This is a genomic window from Marinobacterium sp. MBR-109, assembly GCF_040547565.1.
Taxonomy (GTDB): Bacteria; Pseudomonadota; Gammaproteobacteria; order Pseudomonadales; family Balneatricaceae; genus Marinobacterium.
Genome location: NZ_JBEPPZ010000005.1, coordinates 199,718 through 218,774 on the forward strand (window position 1 = coordinate 199,718; position 19,057 = coordinate 218,774).

Annotated in this window: 20 protein-coding genes; 12 read left to right on the forward strand and 8 right to left on the reverse strand. The window is 57.2% G+C overall.

Going from position 1 to position 19,057, the window contains the following annotated elements; all coding sequences use genetic code 11:
• Positions 1 to 24 precede the first annotated feature (24 nt).
• The 11 genes from ABIE60_RS08875 to ABIE60_RS08925 all read left to right on the forward strand — a co-directional run bounded on the left by ABIE60_RS08875 (position 25) and on the right by ABIE60_RS08925 (position 10,326).
• Positions 25 to 1,029, forward strand: a complete 1,005-nt coding sequence (locus ABIE60_RS08875; protein ID WP_354469077.1) for an AraC family transcriptional regulator — start codon at positions 25 to 27, stop codon at positions 1,027 to 1,029.
• Positions 1,030 to 1,179: 150 nt separating this feature from the next.
• Positions 1,180 to 3,270 carry a methyl-accepting chemotaxis protein gene (locus ABIE60_RS08880; protein ID WP_354469078.1) on the forward strand — a complete coding sequence of 697 codons (2,091 nt, stop codon included), beginning with the start codon at positions 1,180 to 1,182 and terminating at the stop codon, positions 3,268 to 3,270.
• Positions 3,271 to 3,598: 328 nt separating this feature from the next.
• Positions 3,599 to 5,071, forward strand: a complete 1,473-nt coding sequence (atpD, locus tag ABIE60_RS08885; protein ID WP_354469079.1) for a F0F1 ATP synthase subunit beta — start codon at positions 3,599 to 3,601, stop codon at positions 5,069 to 5,071.
• The gene (locus ABIE60_RS08890) at positions 5,061 to 5,450 is read left to right on the forward strand and encodes a F0F1 ATP synthase subunit epsilon (protein WP_354469080.1); all 390 of its coding nucleotides are present in this window, start codon (positions 5,061 to 5,063) and stop codon (positions 5,448 to 5,450) included. The genes atpD and ABIE60_RS08890 overlap by 11 nt, the downstream gene beginning before the upstream one ends.
• Positions 5,443 to 5,775, forward strand: coding sequence for an AtpZ/AtpI family protein (locus tag ABIE60_RS08895; RefSeq protein WP_354469081.1), 333 nt, complete (start codon positions 5,443 to 5,445; stop codon positions 5,773 to 5,775). The genes ABIE60_RS08890 and ABIE60_RS08895 overlap by 8 nt, the downstream gene beginning before the upstream one ends.
• The gene (locus tag ABIE60_RS08900) at positions 5,768 to 6,079 is read left to right on the forward strand and encodes an N-ATPase subunit AtpR (protein WP_354469082.1); all 312 of its coding nucleotides are present in this window, start codon (positions 5,768 to 5,770) and stop codon (positions 6,077 to 6,079) included. The genes ABIE60_RS08895 and ABIE60_RS08900 overlap by 8 nt, the downstream gene beginning before the upstream one ends.
• Entirely contained in the window at positions 6,069 to 6,770 is a 702-nt protein-coding gene (locus tag ABIE60_RS08905; protein WP_354469083.1) for a F0F1 ATP synthase subunit A, read from the forward strand. Before ABIE60_RS08900 ends, ABIE60_RS08905 begins: the two co-directional genes overlap by 11 nt.
• Positions 6,771 to 6,800: 30 nt before the next feature.
• A complete protein-coding gene (locus ABIE60_RS08910) occupies positions 6,801 to 7,082 on the forward strand; it encodes a F0F1 ATP synthase subunit C (RefSeq protein WP_354469084.1) in 282 nt (93 codons plus the stop codon).
• A gap of 3 nt (positions 7,083 to 7,085) precedes the next feature.
• On the forward strand, positions 7,086 to 7,907 hold the full coding sequence (locus tag ABIE60_RS08915) for a F0F1 ATP synthase subunit delta (protein ID WP_354469085.1): 822 nt from the start codon (positions 7,086 to 7,088) through the stop codon (positions 7,905 to 7,907).
• Positions 7,904 to 9,439, forward strand: coding sequence for an alternate F1F0 ATPase, F1 subunit alpha (locus ABIE60_RS08920; protein WP_354469086.1), 1,536 nt, complete (start codon positions 7,904 to 7,906; stop codon positions 9,437 to 9,439). Before ABIE60_RS08915 ends, ABIE60_RS08920 begins: the two co-directional genes overlap by 4 nt.
• Positions 9,439 to 10,326, forward strand: a complete 888-nt coding sequence (locus ABIE60_RS08925; RefSeq protein WP_354469087.1) for a F0F1 ATP synthase subunit gamma — start codon at positions 9,439 to 9,441, stop codon at positions 10,324 to 10,326. The genes ABIE60_RS08920 and ABIE60_RS08925 overlap by 1 nt, the downstream gene beginning before the upstream one ends.
• A 77-nt stretch (positions 10,327 to 10,403) precedes the next feature.
• Here ABIE60_RS08925 and ABIE60_RS08930 read toward each other — a convergent pair whose 3' ends face one another.
• From ABIE60_RS08930 to ABIE60_RS08960, 7 genes are all read right to left on the reverse strand, one after another.
• The gene (locus ABIE60_RS08930; protein WP_502914945.1) at positions 10,404 to 10,655 is read right to left on the reverse strand and encodes a GlsB/YeaQ/YmgE family stress response membrane protein; all 252 of its coding nucleotides are present in this window, start codon (positions 10,653 to 10,655) and stop codon (positions 10,404 to 10,406) included.
• 13 nt (positions 10,656 to 10,668) lie between these two features.
• Positions 10,669 to 10,860, reverse strand: coding sequence for a DUF3185 family protein (locus ABIE60_RS08935; RefSeq protein ID WP_354469088.1), 192 nt, complete (start codon positions 10,858 to 10,860; stop codon positions 10,669 to 10,671).
• Between the two features lie 44 nt (positions 10,861 to 10,904).
• On the reverse strand, positions 10,905 to 11,195 hold the full coding sequence (locus ABIE60_RS08940) for a sll1863 family stress response protein (RefSeq protein ID WP_354469089.1): 291 nt from the start codon (positions 11,193 to 11,195) through the stop codon (positions 10,905 to 10,907).
• A 242-nt stretch (positions 11,196 to 11,437) separates the two neighbouring features.
• The gene (locus tag ABIE60_RS08945) at positions 11,438 to 13,003 is read right to left on the reverse strand and encodes an HD domain-containing phosphohydrolase (RefSeq protein ID WP_354469090.1); all 1,566 of its coding nucleotides are present in this window, start codon (positions 13,001 to 13,003) and stop codon (positions 11,438 to 11,440) included.
• 220 nt (positions 13,004 to 13,223) lie between these two features.
• Positions 13,224 to 14,405, reverse strand: a complete 1,182-nt coding sequence (locus ABIE60_RS08950; RefSeq protein ID WP_354469091.1) for a thiolase family protein — start codon at positions 14,403 to 14,405, stop codon at positions 13,224 to 13,226.
• Positions 14,406 to 14,462: 57 nt separating this feature from the next.
• Complete coding sequence (locus ABIE60_RS08955; RefSeq protein ID WP_354469092.1) at positions 14,463 to 15,614, reverse strand: acyl-CoA dehydrogenase family protein; 1,152 nt, start codon at positions 15,612 to 15,614, stop codon at positions 14,463 to 14,465.
• A gap of 14 nt (positions 15,615 to 15,628) precedes the next feature.
• On the reverse strand, positions 15,629 to 16,390 hold the full coding sequence (locus ABIE60_RS08960; protein WP_354469093.1) for an SDR family NAD(P)-dependent oxidoreductase: 762 nt from the start codon (positions 16,388 to 16,390) through the stop codon (positions 15,629 to 15,631).
• Positions 16,391 to 16,625: 235 nt separating this feature from the next.
• Here ABIE60_RS08960 and ABIE60_RS08965 point away from each other — a divergent pair, with 235 nt between their 5' ends.
• Complete coding sequence (locus ABIE60_RS08965) at positions 16,626 to 18,365, forward strand: sensor domain-containing diguanylate cyclase (RefSeq protein ID WP_354469094.1); 1,740 nt, start codon at positions 16,626 to 16,628, stop codon at positions 18,363 to 18,365.
• On the opposite strand, the gene ABIE60_RS08970 is transcribed toward ABIE60_RS08965, so the two are convergent.
• Positions 18,346 to 19,005: a class I SAM-dependent methyltransferase gene (locus tag ABIE60_RS08970; protein WP_354469095.1), complete on the reverse strand. Its 660-nt coding sequence runs from the start codon at positions 19,003 to 19,005 to the stop codon at positions 18,346 to 18,348. The genes ABIE60_RS08965 and ABIE60_RS08970 overlap by 20 nt on opposite strands.
• Positions 19,006 to 19,057 lie beyond the last annotated feature (52 nt).

Sequence of the window (19,057 nt, forward strand, 5' to 3'; positions counted from 1 at the left end):
CGGCACAGAGCCCAGCCCTGACCTATGAAGAACCTGACTTTCTCTTCCCACTATGCACGCGCCATGCTGCAGGGCTACCGCGCTCAGGGGCGTAACGTGGAACGTTTGCTGGCCAGCTGTGATATCGACCCGGACCTGATCAACCAGCCCAAGGCACGGCTGCGCACTGGTCAGTTCATCCAGCTGTTTCGCCGCATCTGGCGCGAGCTTGATGACGAATTCATGGGCCTCACATCATCCCCCTGTCGCGTTGGGCACTTTCACCTGATGGGATCACTGGTGGTGCACAGCACCAACCTGGAGGAGGTAATACGGCAAAGCATCCGCTGTTACCGCCTGTTCTCGGATGACATCGAGATCAGCCTGATGCTGCAGGGCGATGAGGTCGAACTGAGCCTGACCCATCATCACCCTGAACTGGACCCGGACAATTTTCTGGTAGAGTGGCTGTTGATGGTCTGGCACCGCCTGATCGGCTGGCTGATCGGGCGCAAGATCGTACTCAGTCATGCCAGCTTTACCCACCCGCTCCCCTCTCACTTCGATGAGTATCGTTTCATCTACCCCTGCAAGTGCCTGTTCGAGCAACCCCGCAGCAGTATTTTCTTCAGCAAGAATTACCTCAGCATGCCGGTAACACGCAGTCCAAAAGAGCTGGACGAATTCATTTTGAGCTCGCCGCGGGACCTGCTGATCTGGACCGACGAAGATGACAGCCTGAGCACCCGGGTACGCGGCCTGCTGGAAGGATTTGACGAAGGTGGCCTGCCCAATCTGGATTGGGTATCGGAGCAGCTGCACACCACCTCCTACACGTTGTCACGCAAGTTGAAGGCAGAGGGCACCTCCTACCAGAAGATCAAGGACAACCTGCGCCGTGACCAGGCGATCATGATGCTGACCCGGCAGAATTTGAGCATCGGGGATATTTCCAGCCAACTGGGGTTCGCCGAGCCCGGCGCATTCTCAAGGGCATTCAAGCACTGGACCGGTGTCAGCCCCCTGGCCTATCGCAAGCAGGAGGGGTAATCGGCTTGTTAATGGTCGCGAAGTTCTTTATAAAACCGTATAGCCATTCTGAAAGAGGGAGTTTTCAGCCGACTACATCCGCTCTGCGGATCAACTGTCGCGCCCGCCAGCCCGACATGCCCCCACAACTTCTCCTGAGGAACGGACTTCATGACCAACCTGTCCATCCGCTTCAAACTGCTGGCCGGCTCAGCACTCGCCATACTCGCCTCACTCGGAATTGTCATTTACCTTGCGCTCGGTGCCTATCAAGCCTCCATCGACAAGGCGGTAGACGACACCACCGGCATCATTACAGAGAACGTGAATGATCAATTGCGTCTGACCGCTGGACAGATATCGGTTGATATTCGTCAGCGTCTTGAACGCGGTTTCGACTCGGCAACCGCTCTGGCAACCTTTATGGGGGCTACCGCCTGGACCGACCAGCTGGTTTCACGCCATGCGGCCAAGCAACTGGTTCGCGCTCATCTGCTGGCCAACGAAGAGGTCAGCTCCATGTATGCCCAGTTCGAGCCCAACGGTTACGACAACTTTGACAACCTGTACAAGGGCCAGCTGGAACACAGCTCGAATCAGGGCAACCTGGAGATTTACTGGGTACGTGAAGGGAACTCGCTGACTTTCTACCCCACCGAAGACTCGAACCGCAAACTGGACGTCACCCTGAACGCAAACGGCATGCGTGAATCCGAATGGTACCTGTGCCCACGCGAAACAGCCTCGCCCTGTATGGTGGAGCCGTACCTGTACGAGATCGAGCCGGGCAACTCGGTACTGATGACGTCCCTCACCGTACCCATCATGCACGACAAAAAAGTGATCGGGGTTGCCGGCACCGACATCAACCTGCCTGTACTGCAGCAACTGACTGAAAAGCTCTCGCAAAACCTCTATAACGGCGAAGCCAGTATTACACTGCTCAGCCAGCAGAATCGTGTTATCGCATCCAGCCGCTTTACCCAGGCGGCCGGGAAGACCATTCAATCCGTTGACCCAGACTTCCTGCAACGCATCAACAAACCTGAAGACAGCAACGACATCATTATGGTGACCGAGGAGCTGTCCGCCGCCAATACCCGCTGGCGTTTGATTGTGGAAGTTCCCAAGGCCGCCGCTCTGGCAGAACTGAACCAGTTACAGGCCGACATGGAAGATAATCGCAGCAGCACCATCTGGGATTTGCTGATCACCGCAGGCGTCATTCTGCTGATCACCCTGGCGGTGGTGAATCTGTTCATATCCGGCATCACCAGGCCGCTGGCACAACTCGGCGAGCGCATGCAGGCACTGGGAGGTTCAGAGGGCGACCTGACACAGGAGCTGGAGCACTTCCGTCATGCTGAACTGAACGCCGTATCGGATGGTTTCAACAGCTTTACCCGCAAGATCCGCACCGTCATTCACGAGTTGATCAGCCTGTCCGCACAGCTGCAGCAGAATGCCAACTCACTGGCAGACAACGCACAACAGACCCGCATATCAACCGAAGAGCAGCAGAAACAGCTGCAAAGTGTGGCTGCAGCCGCCAACGAGATGGCCGCTACCGCCACCCAGGTGGCCAACCTGGCAGGTCAGACGGCCCAGGACGCCGGCAACTCCGAACAGGAAGTCAGCGCCACCCGCAACACTCTCAAGTCTACTGTTGACGAAATCGGTAACATGTCCGGCGCACTGGATGAGGCTTCAGACAGTATCGGCCAGGTTGCCAGCCGCAGTGACGAAATCTATAACATTATCGAAACCATCCGTAATATTGCCGAGCAGACCAACCTGCTGGCCTTGAACGCCGCGATCGAAGCCGCGCGGGCAGGTGATCAGGGGCGTGGCTTTGCGGTGGTCGCTGATGAAGTCAGAAACCTTGCCAGCCGCACACAGGATGCTACCGGTGATATCGACACACTGATTTCAGCCCTGAAACGGGATGTGGATGACAGTGTCGGTCGCATGCAGCATTGTAGAGGCATGGCCGCCCAGACGGTCGAGCAGAGTCACTCCAGCTATCAACGGCTGGAAGGCGTCTCTTCACGCATCACGGCCATTACCGAGAACACCACTCAGGTCGCGACCGCCGCCGAAGAGCAGAGCATGGTGAACGAAGAGATCAATCGCAACATCACCAGCATTGGTGATGCTGCGGATGTACTCGCACAGGCTGCTGCACAGGTCACCGCGCTGGGTAAGGAAGTATCAACCAGCGCTGCTCGCCTTGATCAGCAACTGGGTCGATTTAAGGTGTAAATACGGCGCTGAGCAAACAACAGTGGTCGACAGTAAAGAGAAGGTTACCCCCAGGTGCCTTAAACTCCGGGAGATGTAGTGCAAGCCAGTGGGTGTAGGAACGACAGGCGACACCCACCGGTTTCCTCTTCCAGTTCACGCTTCAGCACAAGGGTACACCGGGCAGGCTGAAATCGTTGTAACGCAGTGAACAGCAGCATCCATCTCATATACTGCTAGACTCAAACCAGCAAAACGCTTGGCCGTCCTTGTTTGTGCGCTTTCCAGATGCTGCTTGGGTTGGAGAGTTGAGACGCAGACTTCGGCGCAGAGGCGGGAGGGCGGTTCAATGAGTCAACTTCAGGCGCTGAAGCACAGTAACGATGTACCGAACACCGGCGAAGTGGTATCGGTGCGTGGCAGCGTTGTTGATATCCGCTTCACCCGCCGCCTGCCCCCCATCTACTCCTTGCTGCGTACCGGAGAGCGGCAACAGATCATCATCGAAGTACTGGCACAACTGGATGCCCGACATGTTCGCGGTATCGCCATGACCCCCACCCAAGGGCTCGCCCGTGGCATGCGGGTAGAAGACAGCGGCGGGCCGCTGCACGCTCCGGTAGGCAAAGGCATCATGGCGCGCATGTTCGATGTGTTCGGCAACACCATCGATCGCGAAGCTCCTTTGACCGATGTGCAGTGGCGCTCGGTGCACCAGCCTCCTCCACCTCTGGCTCGTCGCTCTACACAAACTGAAGTGTTTGAAACCGGCATCAAGCTGATTGATGTGCTGCTGCCCCTGGAACGGGGCGGCAAGGCCGGTCTGTTCGGCGGTGCGGGCGTCGGCAAAACCGTGCTGCTGACGGAAATGATCCACAATATGATCGGTCACCATGAGGGCGTCAGCATCTTTTGCGGTATTGGCGAACGCTGCCGTGAAGGCGAGGAACTGCACCGCGAGATGAAACAGGCCGGCGTGCTGTCGAACATGGTCATGATCTTCGGCCAAATGAACGAGCCGCCAGGCAGTCGTTTCCGTGTGGGTCATGCCGCGCTGACCATGGCCGAGTATTTCCGCGATGATGAACACCGCGACGTATTGCTGCTGATCGACAATATTTTCCGCTTCATTCAGGCAGGCATGGAAGTCTCGGGACTGATGGGGCAGATGCCCTCGCGGCTGGGTTATCAGCCGACGCTGGGCACCGAACTGTCACAGCTTGAAGAGCGCATCGCCAATACCGACCGGGGTGCGATCACCTCGATTCAGGCGGTCTACGTGCCGGCGGATGATTTCACCGACCCGGCCGCCGTACATACCTTTTCACACCTGTCAGCCTCCATCGTGTTGTCGCGCAAGCGTGCCAGCGAGGGGCTCTACCCTGCCATCGACCCGCTGCAGTCCAGTTCCAAGATGACCACACCGGGCATTGTCGGCGAGCGCCACTACCGGCTGGCTCAAGAGATTCGCCGCACCCTGGCGCAATACGAACAGCTCAAGGACATCATCGCCATGCTCGGACTTGAACAATTGTCGTCAGAGGATCGCAAGGTGGTGGCCCGAGCCCGCCGGCTGGAGCGGTTTCTCACTCAGCCCTTTTTCACCACCGAGCAGTTTACCGGTCTGACCGGCAAACTGGTCAGTCTGGAAACATCACTGGATGGCTGTGAACGCATTTTGCGTGACGAGTTCGCGGACTACCCGGAACGTGCGCTATACATGATAGGCGCCGTGGATGAAGCCCGGCAAAAAAATGCCAACAGGCCTGCGGCGGATACCGTTGTAGAACAGAGGTCATCCGATGTCACCGATGAGCCTTAAAGTACTGCTGCCCCATGGCATTTTCATCGAAGCCGCTGCCGTGACACGTATTGTGGCCGAAACCAGCGCCGGCTCCTTTGGCCTGCTGCCACGCCGTCTGGACTGCGTAGCCGCACTGATACCGGGGATTTTGATCTACCAAACCACGACAGAAGACGAGCGCTATATTGCGGTGGATCAGGGCGTATTGATCAAGGCCGGTGGCGAGGTGGTTGTGTCCGTGCGCCACGCGCTGGCCGGGACTGACCTGCAGCAGTTGCGCCAGCAGGTGACACAGGAGTTTTTAACCCTGGACGAACATGAGCGCAACCTGCGCTCCGTGATGGCGAAACTGGAAAGCGGTTTTCTGCGCCGGTTTGCAGGACTGAAAAATGACTGATGAGCCTGACAACAACCCCCACAAGGAACCGGACTTCGCCCATCAGGTCGGCTCAAAAGCCAAACGCAAGCTCAAGGCCCAACGCCAGCCAACGCCGGGACTGTGGTTTGGACTGGGCATGATGGGACTGGTCGGCTGGTCCGTGGCAGTCCCCACACTGCTGGGGGCTGCCATCGGCATCTGGCTCGACAAGCACAGTTCCGGCCAGTATTCCTGGACCTTGGCGTTACTGATCGCTGGACTCTGTATCGGTTGCCTGAACGCCTGGCACTGGGTTACCAAAGAGGATCGCGCCATACGCGAGGAGGAAGATGAGCATGAATGAACCCCTGATCTGGGCATTGAGTGCGACGGCAGGGCTGGGGCTGGGCGCAGTGTTCTTCGGTGGCCTCTGGTGGACCGTGCGGCGTGGCATCAACTCCCCCCACCCCGCCCTGCTGTTTCTCGCCAGTTTGCTGCTGCGCATGAGCATCACGCTCGCCGGATTCTATTGGGTCGCGAATGGCCACTGGCAGCAGTTACTGGCATGCCTTTTGGGATTTGTCATCGCCCGACTGATCCTGATGCGCGTCCTCGGCCCTTTACCGATGCAGACTGCACCACTGCAGGAGAGCGGTCATGCCCCTTAGCCCTGACGAAACCCTGTTCTGGCAGTACGGCATTTTCCATCTCAACGCCACCATTCTGTATACATGGGGGCTGATGCTGTTTTTGACGCTGGGGGCCTGGCTGATCACCCGTCGCCTGTCGACTGATTTGACCCGCTCTCGCTGGCAAAACCTGTTGGAAATCATTGTCACGGCGATCATGCAACAGATCGAAGAGGTAGGTCTAAGGCATCCACAGACCTATCTTGGCTTTCTTGGCACCCTGTTCCTGTTCGTGGCCAGCGCCAGCCTGTTCACCATTATCCCCGGCTATCACCCCCCGACCGGGTCGTTATCCACCACGGTGGCGCTGGCACTGTGCGTGTTCGTTGCCGTTCCCCTGTTCGGCATCGCGGAACAGGGCTGGGCCAATTACCTCAAGTCTTATGTCCAACCCACCTTTATCATGCTGCCGTTCAATCTCATCAGCGAGCTGTCGCGCACGCTGGCTCTGGCCGTTCGCCTGTTCGGCAACATGATGAGCGGGACGATGATCATCGCAATTCTGCTCAGCATTACCCCATTCATTTTCCCCGTCGTCATGACCCTGCTCGGTCTGCTCACGGGCATGGTACAGGCTTATATTTTCAGCATTTTGGCCGCGGTTTACATCGCTGCCGCCACTCAAGTCCGCAGCCACCCTTCTGCCGCCAAAACAGAGGATGCCGCATGAATATGCCACTGGCCAAATCAAGGAAATCCCATGGATAGCATGACACTGATTGCTCTGGTCTCGATTACCCTTGCCGGCCTGACCACGGCAATAGGCACCCTGGCACCGGCACTGTCCGAGGGCCGGGCGGTCGCCACAGCATTGAGTGCCCTCGCACAACAGCCCGATGCGTCCGCCACCATTACCCGAACACTGTTTGTTGGCCTGGCGATGATCGAATCCACGGCTATTTATTGTTTTGTGGTTTCGATGATTCTTCTGTTCGCCAATCCGTTCTGGAACTACGCACTTACAATCGCCGCAGGACAATGAACCATGCTCATCGACTGGTTTACTGTCGTCGCCCAGCTGATCAACTTCCTCGTTCTGGTGTGGTTGATGAAACGTTTTCTGTACCGGCCGATTCTCGATGCCATTGATGCGCGTGAGCATCGCATCGCCGCCACGCTGGCCGATGCTGCAGCAAAAAGCTCTGAAGCGGAACAGGCACGCGATGCCTTTTTGCACCAGAGCACGGCCCTGGACCAGCAGCGTGACGACCTGTTGAACGCGGCAAAAGCGGCGGCACAGGCAGAGCGCAAACAATTGCTGGCAGAGACACAACAGGCCGCCGATGCCCTCGACCGACAACGTCGGAAAGCCCTGTTGCGCGAACATCAACAACTGAAGGCCGAACTTGCCCGCCTGACACGGGATGAAGTCTTTGCCATCACCCGCAAGGTATTGACCGAACTGTCCGGCGATACGCTGGAAGCGCGCATGAGCGAGGTGTTTGCAGAACGACTGCAGGGGCTGGACCCGGCCACACGCGATGAACTGGTCAGCGCACTGGCAAACGGCTCCGACCCGGTAAGGGTGCGCAGTGTATTCGAACTGCCTGCACCGCAGCGCCAGACAATACAGACAGCACTGGAAGAACTGTTTGCCACTGAGGTGCCGGTCACATTCGAAACCACTCCCACCTTGATCAACGGCCTTGAACTCAGTGTCAACGGCCGCAAACTGGGCTGGAACATCGCCGATTATCTGACTGATATGGAAACCCGTATCAGTGCCCTGTTAGCGCTATCTGCTGGCCAAACACCTGCTGACACCAACCCCAAGCCTGACGCCAAAGCGTCGGAAGCACCTCAATGAGCACGCCGGCCGATACGCTGCAAAACACCTTTGAGCGCGCCTTTGCCGATCTGCGGCAGGGCCGGAAAACCTTCACTGCGCAGCTCAACATACAGGAAGTGGGTCGGATCACCCGCCTGTCCACTGGCGTCGCGCAGGTCAGTGGCTTGCCCGGAGCTGGCTCAGATGAACTGGTCAGCTTTGGCGATGGCATGTTCGGCATTGCCTTCAACGTGGACGAGGATGAGATCGGCGTGGTGCTGCTGGGTGAATACTGGCACCTGCAGGCCGGCGATACCGTTGAGCGCACCGGGCGCGTCATGGACGTAGCGGTTGGGGATGCCTTGCTCGGGCGCGTCATAGATCCACTTGGCCGCCCCCTCGATGGCCTGGGTCCCATTGCAACCGAGCAGCGACTGCCCATCGAACGACCGGCACCGCCGATTATGGATCGAGCGCCCGTCACCGTACCGCTGCAGACCGGACTGAAGGTGATCGACGCGCTGATTCCCGTGGGGCGTGGGCAGCGTGAATTGATTCTGGGTGATCGCCAGACCGGTAAAACGGCCATCGCCATCGACACCATTCTCAATCAGCGCGGCAAGGATGTGCTCTGCATCTATTGCGCCATCGGCCAACGCGCCTCAGCCGTGGCCAAGGTAGTGGCGACTTTGCAGGCCCATGATGCCATGGACTACTCCGTGGTGGTGCTGACTGAAGGCGATGACCCGCCGGGACTGACCTACATCGCCCCCTATGCCGCAACCAGTATCGCGGAGTATTTCATGGCACAGGGGCGCGATCTGCTGATCGTCTACGACGACCTGACTCACCACGCACGCGCCTATCGGGAAATATCGCTGCTGCTGCGCCGCCCACCCGGCCGGGAAGCCTTCCCTGGCGATATTTTTTACATCCACTCGCGACTACTGGAACGTGCTACTCACCTGCGACCCGAGTGTGGTGGCGGCTCACTGACGGCACTGCCCATCATCGAGACCGAAGCGCAAAACCTCTCTGCCTACATCCCGACCAACCTGATCTCGATTACCGATGGCCAGGTTTACCTGTCACCTTCGCTGTTTGGACTGGGGGTTTTACCGGCGATCGATGTTGGCCAGTCGGTGTCCCGTGTGGGCGGCAAGGCACAGCGTCCCGCTTACCGTGCCGTCGCAGGCGATCTCAAGCTGGCGTATGCCCAGTTCGAAGAGCTGGAAACTTTTGCCCGCTTCGGCGCCCGACTGGATGAAGACAGTCGCAGAGTGATCGAGCATGGCCTGCGTATCCGTGCCTGTCTCAAGCAGGCCGAGGGGGCACCGGTGGCAATGCCGGCCCAGATCACCGTGTTGCTGGCATTGATCGAGGGCTTGTTTGACCCCATACCCATGCAGCAGATGGCCGCTGCAGAAAAAGCCGTGCGCGAAGCCAGTACACGGCTGCCCGATGCGCTGCAGCAGCGTCTGGGCAGCTCCGAGAAACTCAGCGATGCAGACCGTGCCACCATCATCGCCCTGGCTCAGGCCGCACTGCACAGCCTGCCAGAGGCATCCTGATGGCTCACTCCTCAGCCGATCTGCGGCGTCAAATCGACAGCGCCAGCGACCTCCAAGCGGTTGTTCGAACCATGAAGGCGCTGGCTGCTTCAAGCATCAACCAATACGAGCAGGCCGTACAGGCGCTGGCACATTATGCCCACAGTGTAGAGCTGGGATTGAGCGTCTGCCTGCATGATGTTGCCAGTAACCACACCCCTGGCAGCGCCGACATAGCCGCTACTGCCGCTCCTCCTGGGATTGTCGTCTTCGGCTCGGATCAGGGGCTGGTGGGGCAGTTCAATGATGTGGTCGCCGAACATGCCCTGCAGGCATTGTCAGACTCATCAGCTCGCCCACTGGTATGGGCTGTCGGAGCGCGCGTCCAAGCGCGACTGACAGATGCTGGGTTAACACTGGAGGGCGGTTTCGGTGTGCCCAGCTCTGTCCAAGCCATTACCCTGCTGGTTGGCCAGATTCTGGCCATCAGCGAGGCGCATATCAGCCGTGGTGAGATCAGCGGACTCAGCCTGTTTTACAATCAGCCGGCAGCGGCAACCACCTATGTCCCCACGCGCCAGCATCTGCTGCCTCTGGATGCACACTGGTGTCAGCAGTTGGCCGAGCGCCACTGGCCGACCTACAACCTGCCCGAAGTGCTCGGCATGCAGACTACAACGCTGAAAGCACTGATCCGGGAATACCTGTTCGTTTCGCTGTTTCGTGCCTGTGCCGAGTCATTGGCCAGCGAAAACGCCAGTCGACTGGCTGCCATGCAGCGCGCCGATACCAATATCGGTGAACGTCTGGAGGCACTCAACATGACATTTCACAGTGAGCGCCAGGGGGCTATCGATGAGGAGTTGTTTGATGTCATAGCCGGCTTCGAAGCCTTGCCGAGGCATTAACGGCGTGGCAGCAGTTTTGTGCGGCTGGGGAATGTAACCGCTGCCCCCCGCTTACCTGGCAGGAGGCAGCATATGTCCTATGCCTTTTTGAGAACGCCGATAATAAACAACAGAATAACAGCGCCGATGGTGGCCATAACAATAGAACCTACAAACCCTCCTGCTGTTATACCGAGCAAGCCGAACAGAAAACCGCCCAGCACAGCCCCAATGATTCCAACAATGATGTTGCCAATGATACCGAATCCGCTCCCCTTCACGAGGGTGCCTGCAAGCCACCCCACCAGGGCGCCAACAGCCAAAAATATCAACAAACCAATAATATCCATGCCTTACCCCGTCTTATTTTTTAATAAACAGGAAGATGCCAACAAAAAAGCTGACGGCACCCATAATATAGAGCGTCATGACCTTGTCTGTATCCGAACCTGTAACGGCCTGAGTTACCTGCGACTCTACCGATCCAGATAATTGATAACCCCAGATTGCAAGGCCAACCCCCAGAACCAGGAGGACAATACCTATGATTTTCATTGTAGCTCCTGCACCCATTGACATATTAAACCCCCGATGAATGACTATTTCCTGAGTTTCGCGGCGACGTCACTCACGGTAGACTTCAGGGAATCCCAGGCAGATTCCACGCTGTGCTTGCTTGCCTCCCAGGCATCCTCACTTGCATCAGCAAGGTGCTGCAGTTTCGTACGGCCGTCTGCAACCTTATCTTCCAACACCTTGATCTGTTTATGCATTTCCAGCTGAGCATCCGCGCTGGCCTCAGAAGCCTTTGCCTTGATTTTGTCGACATCGGCCTGCAACTTATCCAACTGAGCCTGCTTTTTCTGCTTATACAGTTCTTTATCGTTCATGGTCTTATTTTCCTGTTGTTTGGGTTGTGCGCCGGTACTCACAAGCCGCGTACCGGATACTGGGATGTCCTTCCAGAGTGGTCTGGCGCATCCTCAAGCCTGATCAGCAGAAAATGGAAGGGTGTAGACAGTCGGAAATCGTATACCTGAAGCATAGGAGAGAAATGGTAATTTGCCATTATTTATGGCATCCATCGGCCTGCGTGATGGCTGCTTCACGTGTTTATCAATTGAGGTGCTGCTTACGGCTCGTCAAAGATGTAGTTTTGCTGGTTGAAAATACGCAGGCATGCATCAACTGCCTGCGCATCTAAAGTAATGTCTCGCTGAGCCGTAATCTCGTTCAGAGCGGCCTCCTTACCGAGCGCTGCTCTATAGGGTCGATGTGATACCATCGCCTCAACCACATCAGCTACAGCCAAAATCCTGGACTCCATGAGCAACTCATCTTGTGTTAACCCCATGGGATAACCCGAACCATCGATGCGCTCATGGTGCTGCACAATTATTGTGGCAATAGGCCAAGGGAAATTAACACCTTTGAGTATATTGAAGGCGATGGCTGGATGTTCCTTGATCAAACCGAACTCCATCGTGCTCAAGCGCCGAGGCTTCGCAAGGATCTCTGCCGGAATGCCGATCTTGCCCAGGTCATGAATGGATGCCGCCAGATGAAGTCCATGAATACGGTCTTCCGAGAGCCCCATCTCAGTCGCAATCTTGACACACAAGGCAGCCACTCGCCGTTGATGTCCCGCCGTATAGGCATCACGCTCTTCACCGGTATCGGCGATGACTTGTATGGTTTGCTCAAGGCTATCGCGCAAACTGACTTCATACTGAATCTTGGCGGCGGCTGTCCGTAGTGCGGCGATTCCAAACGAAAGATCGGCTGCAATTTCCTGTAGCAATTTTCGTTCCGGTGAGGACCAAACGTTAACTCTGGAACTATAGAGCGTTAAGCAAGCAATCATATCGTTGGGTAAATGAAAAGGAATAGCAATTGCAGACTGATAGCCCCGCTTTAAAGCCTCTTTGCGCCAATGCACCATCCTGGAATCGACAGATATATTATCAACAAACTCAACCTGCTTTGAACGTATTGCAAGGCCCGTTGGGCTAATACCAAAATCACGTTCGGCAGAAGAAGTCTTTAGCAGCTCCAAATACCCGTCGTCTTCACCATACTGTGAGAGTACTTTGATATTCTTTTCATCTCCTTCATCTGCCAAACCAACCCATGCCATACAGTAACCGCCTGTATCAACCGCTATACGACAATACTCAGTAAGCAAGATATTTTCCGTTTCTGAACTTAGCAGTGCTACATTACTTTCGCTGAGCATTTTAAGGGAGCGTGTAGTTGCCTTTAGCGCGATCTCCACCAGATATCGCTTGGTGTTATCGCGTATATTACATTGAATAACCTGAACGCCTTCACAGTCATATACATTGCTCACGAACTCAACTGATAAGCGCGCTCCTTTTTTCGTGACGAGTGGCAAATTGTCATAGCGTATGAAATGCTTCTCCTGTAACTCAGCAAAAGCCTCTTTATTCAATGCAATATCTTTGAAAGCACCAATTTCCCATAGCTTTTTACCCATAAATTCTTCGTATGAGTATCCCAGCATATTGACCAAAAAAGGATTAACATCTTCGATTTGTGCCGTTTCAGCATTCAGGAGCAGGATGCCATCCTGAGCACTTTCAAACAGGCGTCGATAGCGCGCTTCAGACACTCGCAGAGCTTTTTCGGTTGCCGCAGACGGAGGCGGGTTAGTGGCAGATGATTCCGGGCTTGTCATGGCACCGCCCCTTCGATCAAGTCAAAAATTGACTCTACGCCTTAATGTGAAGATGAGCAACTTGCCACCAGACCGCTCAGGTGTAAAAGAGCTTTGGCATATGGTGTGACAACAAGTGGGTAGAAGATCATCACCAGCCTGGTACGACAAAAAAGGCCACCCGAAGGTGGCCTACTCTAATCCAAGAGCCAAGGGCAGAGATGTAATGAAGGGAGCTGCCTCAAAGCAGCTCGACAGCCACGGCTGTCGCTTCGCCACCACCGATACAGAGGGATGCAACCCCTTTTTTCAAGCCGCGCTGCTTAAGGGCGTTGAGCAGCGTGACGAGAATACGTGAGCCGGAGGAGCCGATTGGGTGTCCCAAGGCACAGGCGCCACCGTAGACGTTGACCTTGTCGGCATCCAGGCCCAGTTCATTGATCGCCAGCAGGGAGACCACGGCGAAGGCTTCGTTGATCTCGTACAGATCCACGTCGTCCTTGCTCCAGCCCGCCTTGTCGAGCACTTTCTGAATCGCGCCGATCGGGGCGATAGTGAACTCGGCCGGTAGCTGGGCGTGGGTGGAGTGCGCCACGATCCGCGCCAGCGGCTTGACGCCGCGCTTGTCGGCCTCGGCCTGTGTGGCCAGTACCAGCGCGGAACCGCCATCGCTGATGGAGCTGGAGTTGGCGGCGGTGACGGTGCCGTCCTTTTTGAACGCCGGCTTCAGCTGCGGGATTTTGTCCGGACGGGCGTTGCCCGGCTGTTCGTCGATATCAACAACGGTATCACCCTTGCGGCCCCTGATGATGACCGGTGCGATCTCGTCCTTGAACCAACCGTTTTCGATGGCGGCCAACGACTTGTTCAGAGAGCCGATGGCGAACTCGTCCATCGCTTCGCGGGTGATGTTGAAGTCATCAGCAGAGCGCTGGGCGAATACGCCCATCAGGCCACCTTCGTAAGCGTCTTCCAGGCCGTCGAAGAACATGGAGTCGATCACCTGACCGTGGCCCATGCGCATGCCGGCACGCGCTTTGGGCAACATGTAGGGCGCCTGACTCATGTTTTCCATGCCGCCAGCGATCATGATATTGGCGCTGCCGGCCTTGATCTGGTCGTGGGCCTGCATCACCGCTTTCATGCCGGAGCCGCACATCTTGTTGATGGTGGTGGCACCGGCCGCATCCGGGATGCCGGCCTTGCGGGAGGCCTGACGGGCCGGAGCCTGACCCAGTGCACCGGGCAGTACGCAGCCCATGATCACTTCGTCGATATCGCTCGGCTGCAGGCCGGCACGCTCAATGGCCGCTTCGATGGCCACCGCACCCAGGTCCGGCGAACGCACGTCGCTGAGTGAGCCCATCATGCCGCCCATGGGGGTACGGGCCGCGCCCAGAATCACAATGCTGTTGTCTGACATCTTGTTGCTCCTGTTAAGTCGCTAATATTCTGATCAGTCATTCGGTTGGCCGTTGCGTTACCGCCCAAGCACCGAGCGCGCAATGACTTCCTTCATCACCTCGGATGTGCCGCCGTAGATGCGCTGCACACGGGCGTCGATGAAGGCGCGTGAGATCGGGTATTCAGTGGTGTAGCCGTAGCCGCCGAACAGCTGCAGGCAGCCATCAGCCACGCGGCACTGCATTTCGGTGGCGGTGTACTTGGCCATGGATGCGGTGGCGGCATCCAGCTCGCCGCGGGAGTACTCGCTGATGCACTGATCAATGAACGCCTTGTTGACGCGGTAGTCGGTCTCCATCTCGGCGATGCGGAAGCGGGTGTTCTGCAACTCCTTCAGCTTCTGGCCGAACAGGGTGCGCTCATCGGCATACTGGATGGTCATATCCAGCGCTCCGCGGGCGGCGCCAACACCGATGGCACCGATCACCAGACGCTCACGGGCCAGCTCCTGCATCAGGTACATGAAGCCCTTGCCCTCTTCGCCCAGCAGGGCCGATTTGGGCACGCGCATATTCTCGAAGAACAGTTCGGAGGTATCGCCGCTGTGCTGACCGATCTTTTCCAGATTGCGGCCCTTGCCATAGCCCGGCAGTGTGGTGTCCACCAGAAACAGGCTGACACCTTTGGCGCCGGCCGCCGGATCGGTCTTGGCAGCGACGATCACCATGTCCGCGTGCTGACCGTTGGTGATGAAGGTTTTTGAGCCGTTGATCACATACTCGTCACCATCCAGTACCGCCGTGGTGCGCAGCGCCGCCAGATCACTGCCGGCCCCCGGCTCGGTCATGGCGATGGCGCCAACCACCTCACCGGACACCATGCCCGGCAGCCAGCGGCTTTTCTGCTCGTCATTGCCGATGTGGGCGATGTAGGGGGCCACGATATCGGAGTGCACCATTACATTGGTGGCCAGGGCACCGTAGCCCAGTCGGGCCATTTCAGTGACCAGCATGACCGAATACTCAAAGGGCACACCACAACCGCCATGGTCTTCGGGCGCATCCACGCACAGCAGACCCGCTTCGCCCAGCGTATTCCAGAGCGCACGCGGCGTAATGCCCTCGCGTTCCCACTGTTCATAATGCGGCGCGACTTCACGTTCCAGTGCGCGCAGCACCATCTCGCGGAACAGTTCCAGCTCTTCGGTATCGATTACGGCTGCATTCATCACTCGATCCTCGCTTACTTCGGTGCCATGCGCAGCGCGCAGTCGAGACGAATGGTCTCGCCGTTCAGCAGCGGGTTTTTCACAATCTGCTCCACCAGCATGCCGTACTCGTCAGGACGACCCAAACGCTGCGGGAACGGCAGGGTCGCGGCCAGGCTGTCCTGCACTTCCTGCGGGAAACCGGCCATCATCGGTGTCATGAAGATGCCGGGTGCGATGGTGTTAACGCGAATACCACTGCGCGCCAGCTCACGAGCCGCCTGCAGCGTCATGGCCACCACGCCGCCCTTGGATGCACTGTAGGCCACCTGACCGATCTGGCCTTCGTACGCGGCGATGGAGGCAGTAGAGATGATCACGCCACGCTCACCATCGTCGTTCGCTTCACGGGTGGCCATCTCGGCGGCGGCCAGGCGCATGATATTGAAACTGCCCACCAGGTTGACCTGGATGACCTTGTTGAAGTCTTCCAGCGGCATCGGGCCTTCCTTGCCCACTATCTTGCCGGCCGGGGCGATACCGGCACAGTTGACGGCAATACCGCAGGGGCCATGCGCTTCACGTGCCGCCGCAAACGCCGCTTCCGCGCTTTCGGCCGAGGACACGTCACAACGTACAAAGATGCCACCCAGCTCTTCAGCGATCTGGCGACCGCGCTCTTCATTCAGGTCAAAGATGGCAACCCTGGCGCCAGCCGCTGCCAGCGCCCGCGCCGAGCCTTCACCCAGACCGGATGCGCCACCGGTAACAATTGCGGGTACGTCTTTGAAATCCATTGCTCTCACCTTGTCGCTTGTAGGGTTAGTGCCACCTGCTGTGGCAGACCAATAAGGGAATGACCTTAGTTTGGATCAGCAGGCGAGGCTCCGCCATGACAATTTCCGGCAGCAAATTTGTTAAAAAAAGACAATTGAACGCTGTTTCAGACAGGCAAAATAATGTCGCGTTTCAACTGCAATTTCCGATTTTTCGCCTATAATCAAACTCCCGTTCCAATACTCCGGATGCAATATGTGGGCTAAGGCTGTACTGCTATTGTGCCTCTGGCTGCCAATTTCGCTGAGCACACCTGCCATTGCTGCCCATTCAGCGGATACCACCACTGTTGAATTGACCACGGCTTTTCTGGTCGAAACAGGATCCCGCTTGAGCCCTGCCACGGCTGCAGGACTATGGCACAAGGGGCAATTCACACCCTATGCCGACACACTGGCGCAAGGGTTGGGCAGCAAACCGGTCTGGGTTGCCCTGAAGTTGCACAATGACACCGGCAGGCAAGTGGAGCGTAGCCTTCTGCTGGATACTGCCTGGTTGGATGAGATCCGGCTATACCACTACCGCGGCCCACGGTTACACCACCAGGTTGTGGCGGGAGATCTGCAGCCATTTGCCAATCGCAACCCATTACTGACCGGGTTTCTGTTTCCGCTGCAACTGAGCCCGGGTGAGCACCTGGTGCTGTTACGGATCAGCACACCCGACCCGATGCTGTTACCGTTGCGCCTGCTGGATGACGAACAACTGGAACACCTCTCGCTGCAGCGACTGACCAGCTACGGCTTGAGTTATGGTTTTCTGTTGGCATTGATCTTCTACAATACGGCACTGTTCTTTGGTATTCGTGACCGTCACCACCTGTTGTATGCGCTCTATTTGGGCTCGTTTCTGCTGGTTAACCTGGCCTACTCTGGCCATGGTCTGGCCTGGTTCTGGAGTGATGCCACCGAATGGCAGCGCTGGGCACCCCCTGCGCTGATGATCCTGTTCGGTTGTTGTGGACTGCTGTTTGCCACCAGTTTTCTGCATATACGTCAGCACTGTTCACTGGGCTATCGAGCGGCGCAGCTCGCGGCTGCCCTCGCACTTCTCAGTCTTTCTGCCGGCTGGCTGATGGACTCACAACTGATCGCACTGAGCACCGCGTTTGTGTTTATGCTGGTCTTCACCAGCCTGATGCTGCTGATGGGCCTGTACCGGGTCACTCAAGGCAGTGTCAGTGCCCGCTTTTATCTGCTGGCCGTGATCTCCGGCACCTGCGGTACCGTCATCACGACACTGGCAGTGCTGGGGCACCTGCCCTTGAGGGAATGGAGCTTTCGCGCCGCCGAAATCGGCATGCTGGCCGAAGCCACTCTGCTGGCACTGGCACTTGCAGCGCGTATACGCCATGTTCAACGCGAGCAGATTCAGGCCGAGCACGCTGCCAATACAGACCCTTTAACGCTGCTCAATAACCGTCGGGCGCTCTATCGTCTGGCCGAGAGCCACTGGCAGACCGGAAACCGTCGGCGCCGCCCACTCAGTGCCGTCGTGCTGGATATCGATCATTTCAAACTGTGCAATGACACACACGGTCACGCAGCGGGTGACCGGGTGTTATGTCAGCTGGGCCAGTGCATTCTGAATACGGTGCGCGAAGGTGACCTGGCGGCACGCTGGGGCGGTGAAGAATTTCTTATCCTGTTGCCTGATACGAACCTGGAAGATGCAGGTCGCTTTGCTGCCCGACTGCTTGAACAGATCCGCCTTACACAGCTGATTCTGAACGGCCGGGTGGTTGAGGTTACGGCCAGCATCGGGATTGCAGAGCAGTCAGAGCAGGATCGCAGCCTCGACGACCTGATCGGCCATGCCGATCAGGCGCTGTATGAAGCCAAGCACCGGGGACGTAACCGCATTTTTCAACAGCAGGTAGACGCGGATGGAAACGATCAGCTCAGCGAGGTGTTGATCAGCGAATCAGCGGACTGAAACAGACCACATCTGCATGGGGAAAGCTGACGTTAGCCTGCCAGCGCTGTGCCAGCCAGCGAAAGCTGGCTTCAGCGAAAAAGGTGATATGGGTGGGGTCATTGCGGTAGTGCCAGCTGCGAAAGCGGTTCTCATCCAATACCCGCTTGGTCTGCAGTACCAGCAGCCCGTCCGGGCTCAGCAATGACCAGAGCTGATCCAGAACAGTCAGGGGGTCGGCCAGGTGCTCAACCACTTCGGTACAGGTAATAAAGTCGTATTGCTGCTGTAGAGAAGCCGGGTCAGGATGGTAGTACTTGTCATACAGGGACATCTCATAGCCGGCTTCGCGCGCCATGGCAACCAGAGCAGGCCCCGGGCCGCAACCAAAGTCAAGCCCCTTGGCAGGCGGAAGCTGATGCTGTGTAACCTGCTCAAATGCGCGGGACAGAAAACGGCGATAGCCCGGGTCATCAACCGCATTTTCATGATCGTCATAGATGGCCTTTTCGGCCTGCTCAGACAACCTCTGAGTTGGCTCCAGATGCACCAGCTCACAGGTTCGACAACGGTGGTAAAGTCGCTCTTTACACCTTAGCGGGTAGAGGTCGTCACTGCCGCACAATGGGCAACGCCCGGTAGGCTTTTCGGTCTGCAGCACGATACCTCCGCTCTGAGTTGAAACAGCGGATGATGTCACAGTGCCGGTATGC

Coding starts and splice junctions, on each gene's coding strand:
- ABIE60_RS08895 (WP_354469081.1), top strand. CDS start 5,443: ATGACTGATGAGCCTGACAACAACCCCCACAAGGAACCGGACTTCGCC.
- ABIE60_RS08965 (WP_354469094.1), top strand. CDS start 16,626: ATGTGGGCTAAGGCTGTACTGCTATTGTGCCTCTGGCTGCCAATTTCG.
- ABIE60_RS08935 (WP_354469088.1), bottom strand. CDS start 10,860: ATGAAAATCATAGGTATTGTCCTCCTGGTTCTGGGGGTTGGCCTTGCA.
- ABIE60_RS08920 (WP_354469086.1), top strand. CDS start 7,904: ATGAGCACGCCGGCCGATACGCTGCAAAACACCTTTGAGCGCGCCTTT.
- ABIE60_RS08940 (WP_354469089.1), bottom strand. CDS start 11,195: ATGAACGATAAAGAACTGTATAAGCAGAAAAAGCAGGCTCAGTTGGAT.
- ABIE60_RS08960 (WP_354469093.1), bottom strand. CDS start 16,390: ATGGATTTCAAAGACGTACCCGCAATTGTTACCGGTGGCGCATCCGGT.
- ABIE60_RS08925 (WP_354469087.1), top strand. CDS start 9,439: ATGGCTCACTCCTCAGCCGATCTGCGGCGTCAAATCGACAGCGCCAGC.
- ABIE60_RS08955 (WP_354469092.1), bottom strand. CDS start 15,614: ATGAATGCAGCCGTAATCGATACCGAAGAGCTGGAACTGTTCCGCGAG.
- ABIE60_RS08910 (WP_354469084.1), top strand. CDS start 6,801: ATGGATAGCATGACACTGATTGCTCTGGTCTCGATTACCCTTGCCGGC.
- ABIE60_RS08880 (WP_354469078.1), top strand. CDS start 1,180: ATGACCAACCTGTCCATCCGCTTCAAACTGCTGGCCGGCTCAGCACTC.
- ABIE60_RS08900 (WP_354469082.1), top strand. CDS start 5,768: ATGAATGAACCCCTGATCTGGGCATTGAGTGCGACGGCAGGGCTGGGG.
- ABIE60_RS08875 (WP_354469077.1), top strand. CDS start 25: ATGAAGAACCTGACTTTCTCTTCCCACTATGCACGCGCCATGCTGCAG.
- ABIE60_RS08915 (WP_354469085.1), top strand. CDS start 7,086: ATGCTCATCGACTGGTTTACTGTCGTCGCCCAGCTGATCAACTTCCTC.
- ABIE60_RS08930 (WP_502914945.1), bottom strand. CDS start 10,655: ATGGATATTATTGGTTTGTTGATATTTTTGGCTGTTGGCGCCCTGGTG.
- ABIE60_RS08950 (WP_354469091.1), bottom strand. CDS start 14,405: ATGTCAGACAACAGCATTGTGATTCTGGGCGCGGCCCGTACCCCCATG.
- ABIE60_RS08945 (WP_354469090.1), bottom strand. CDS start 13,003: ATGACAAGCCCGGAATCATCTGCCACTAACCCGCCTCCGTCTGCGGCA.
- ABIE60_RS08890 (WP_354469080.1), top strand. CDS start 5,061: ATGAGCCTTAAAGTACTGCTGCCCCATGGCATTTTCATCGAAGCCGCT.
- atpD (WP_354469079.1), top strand. CDS start 3,599: ATGAGTCAACTTCAGGCGCTGAAGCACAGTAACGATGTACCGAACACC.
- ABIE60_RS08905 (WP_354469083.1), top strand. CDS start 6,069: ATGCCCCTTAGCCCTGACGAAACCCTGTTCTGGCAGTACGGCATTTTC.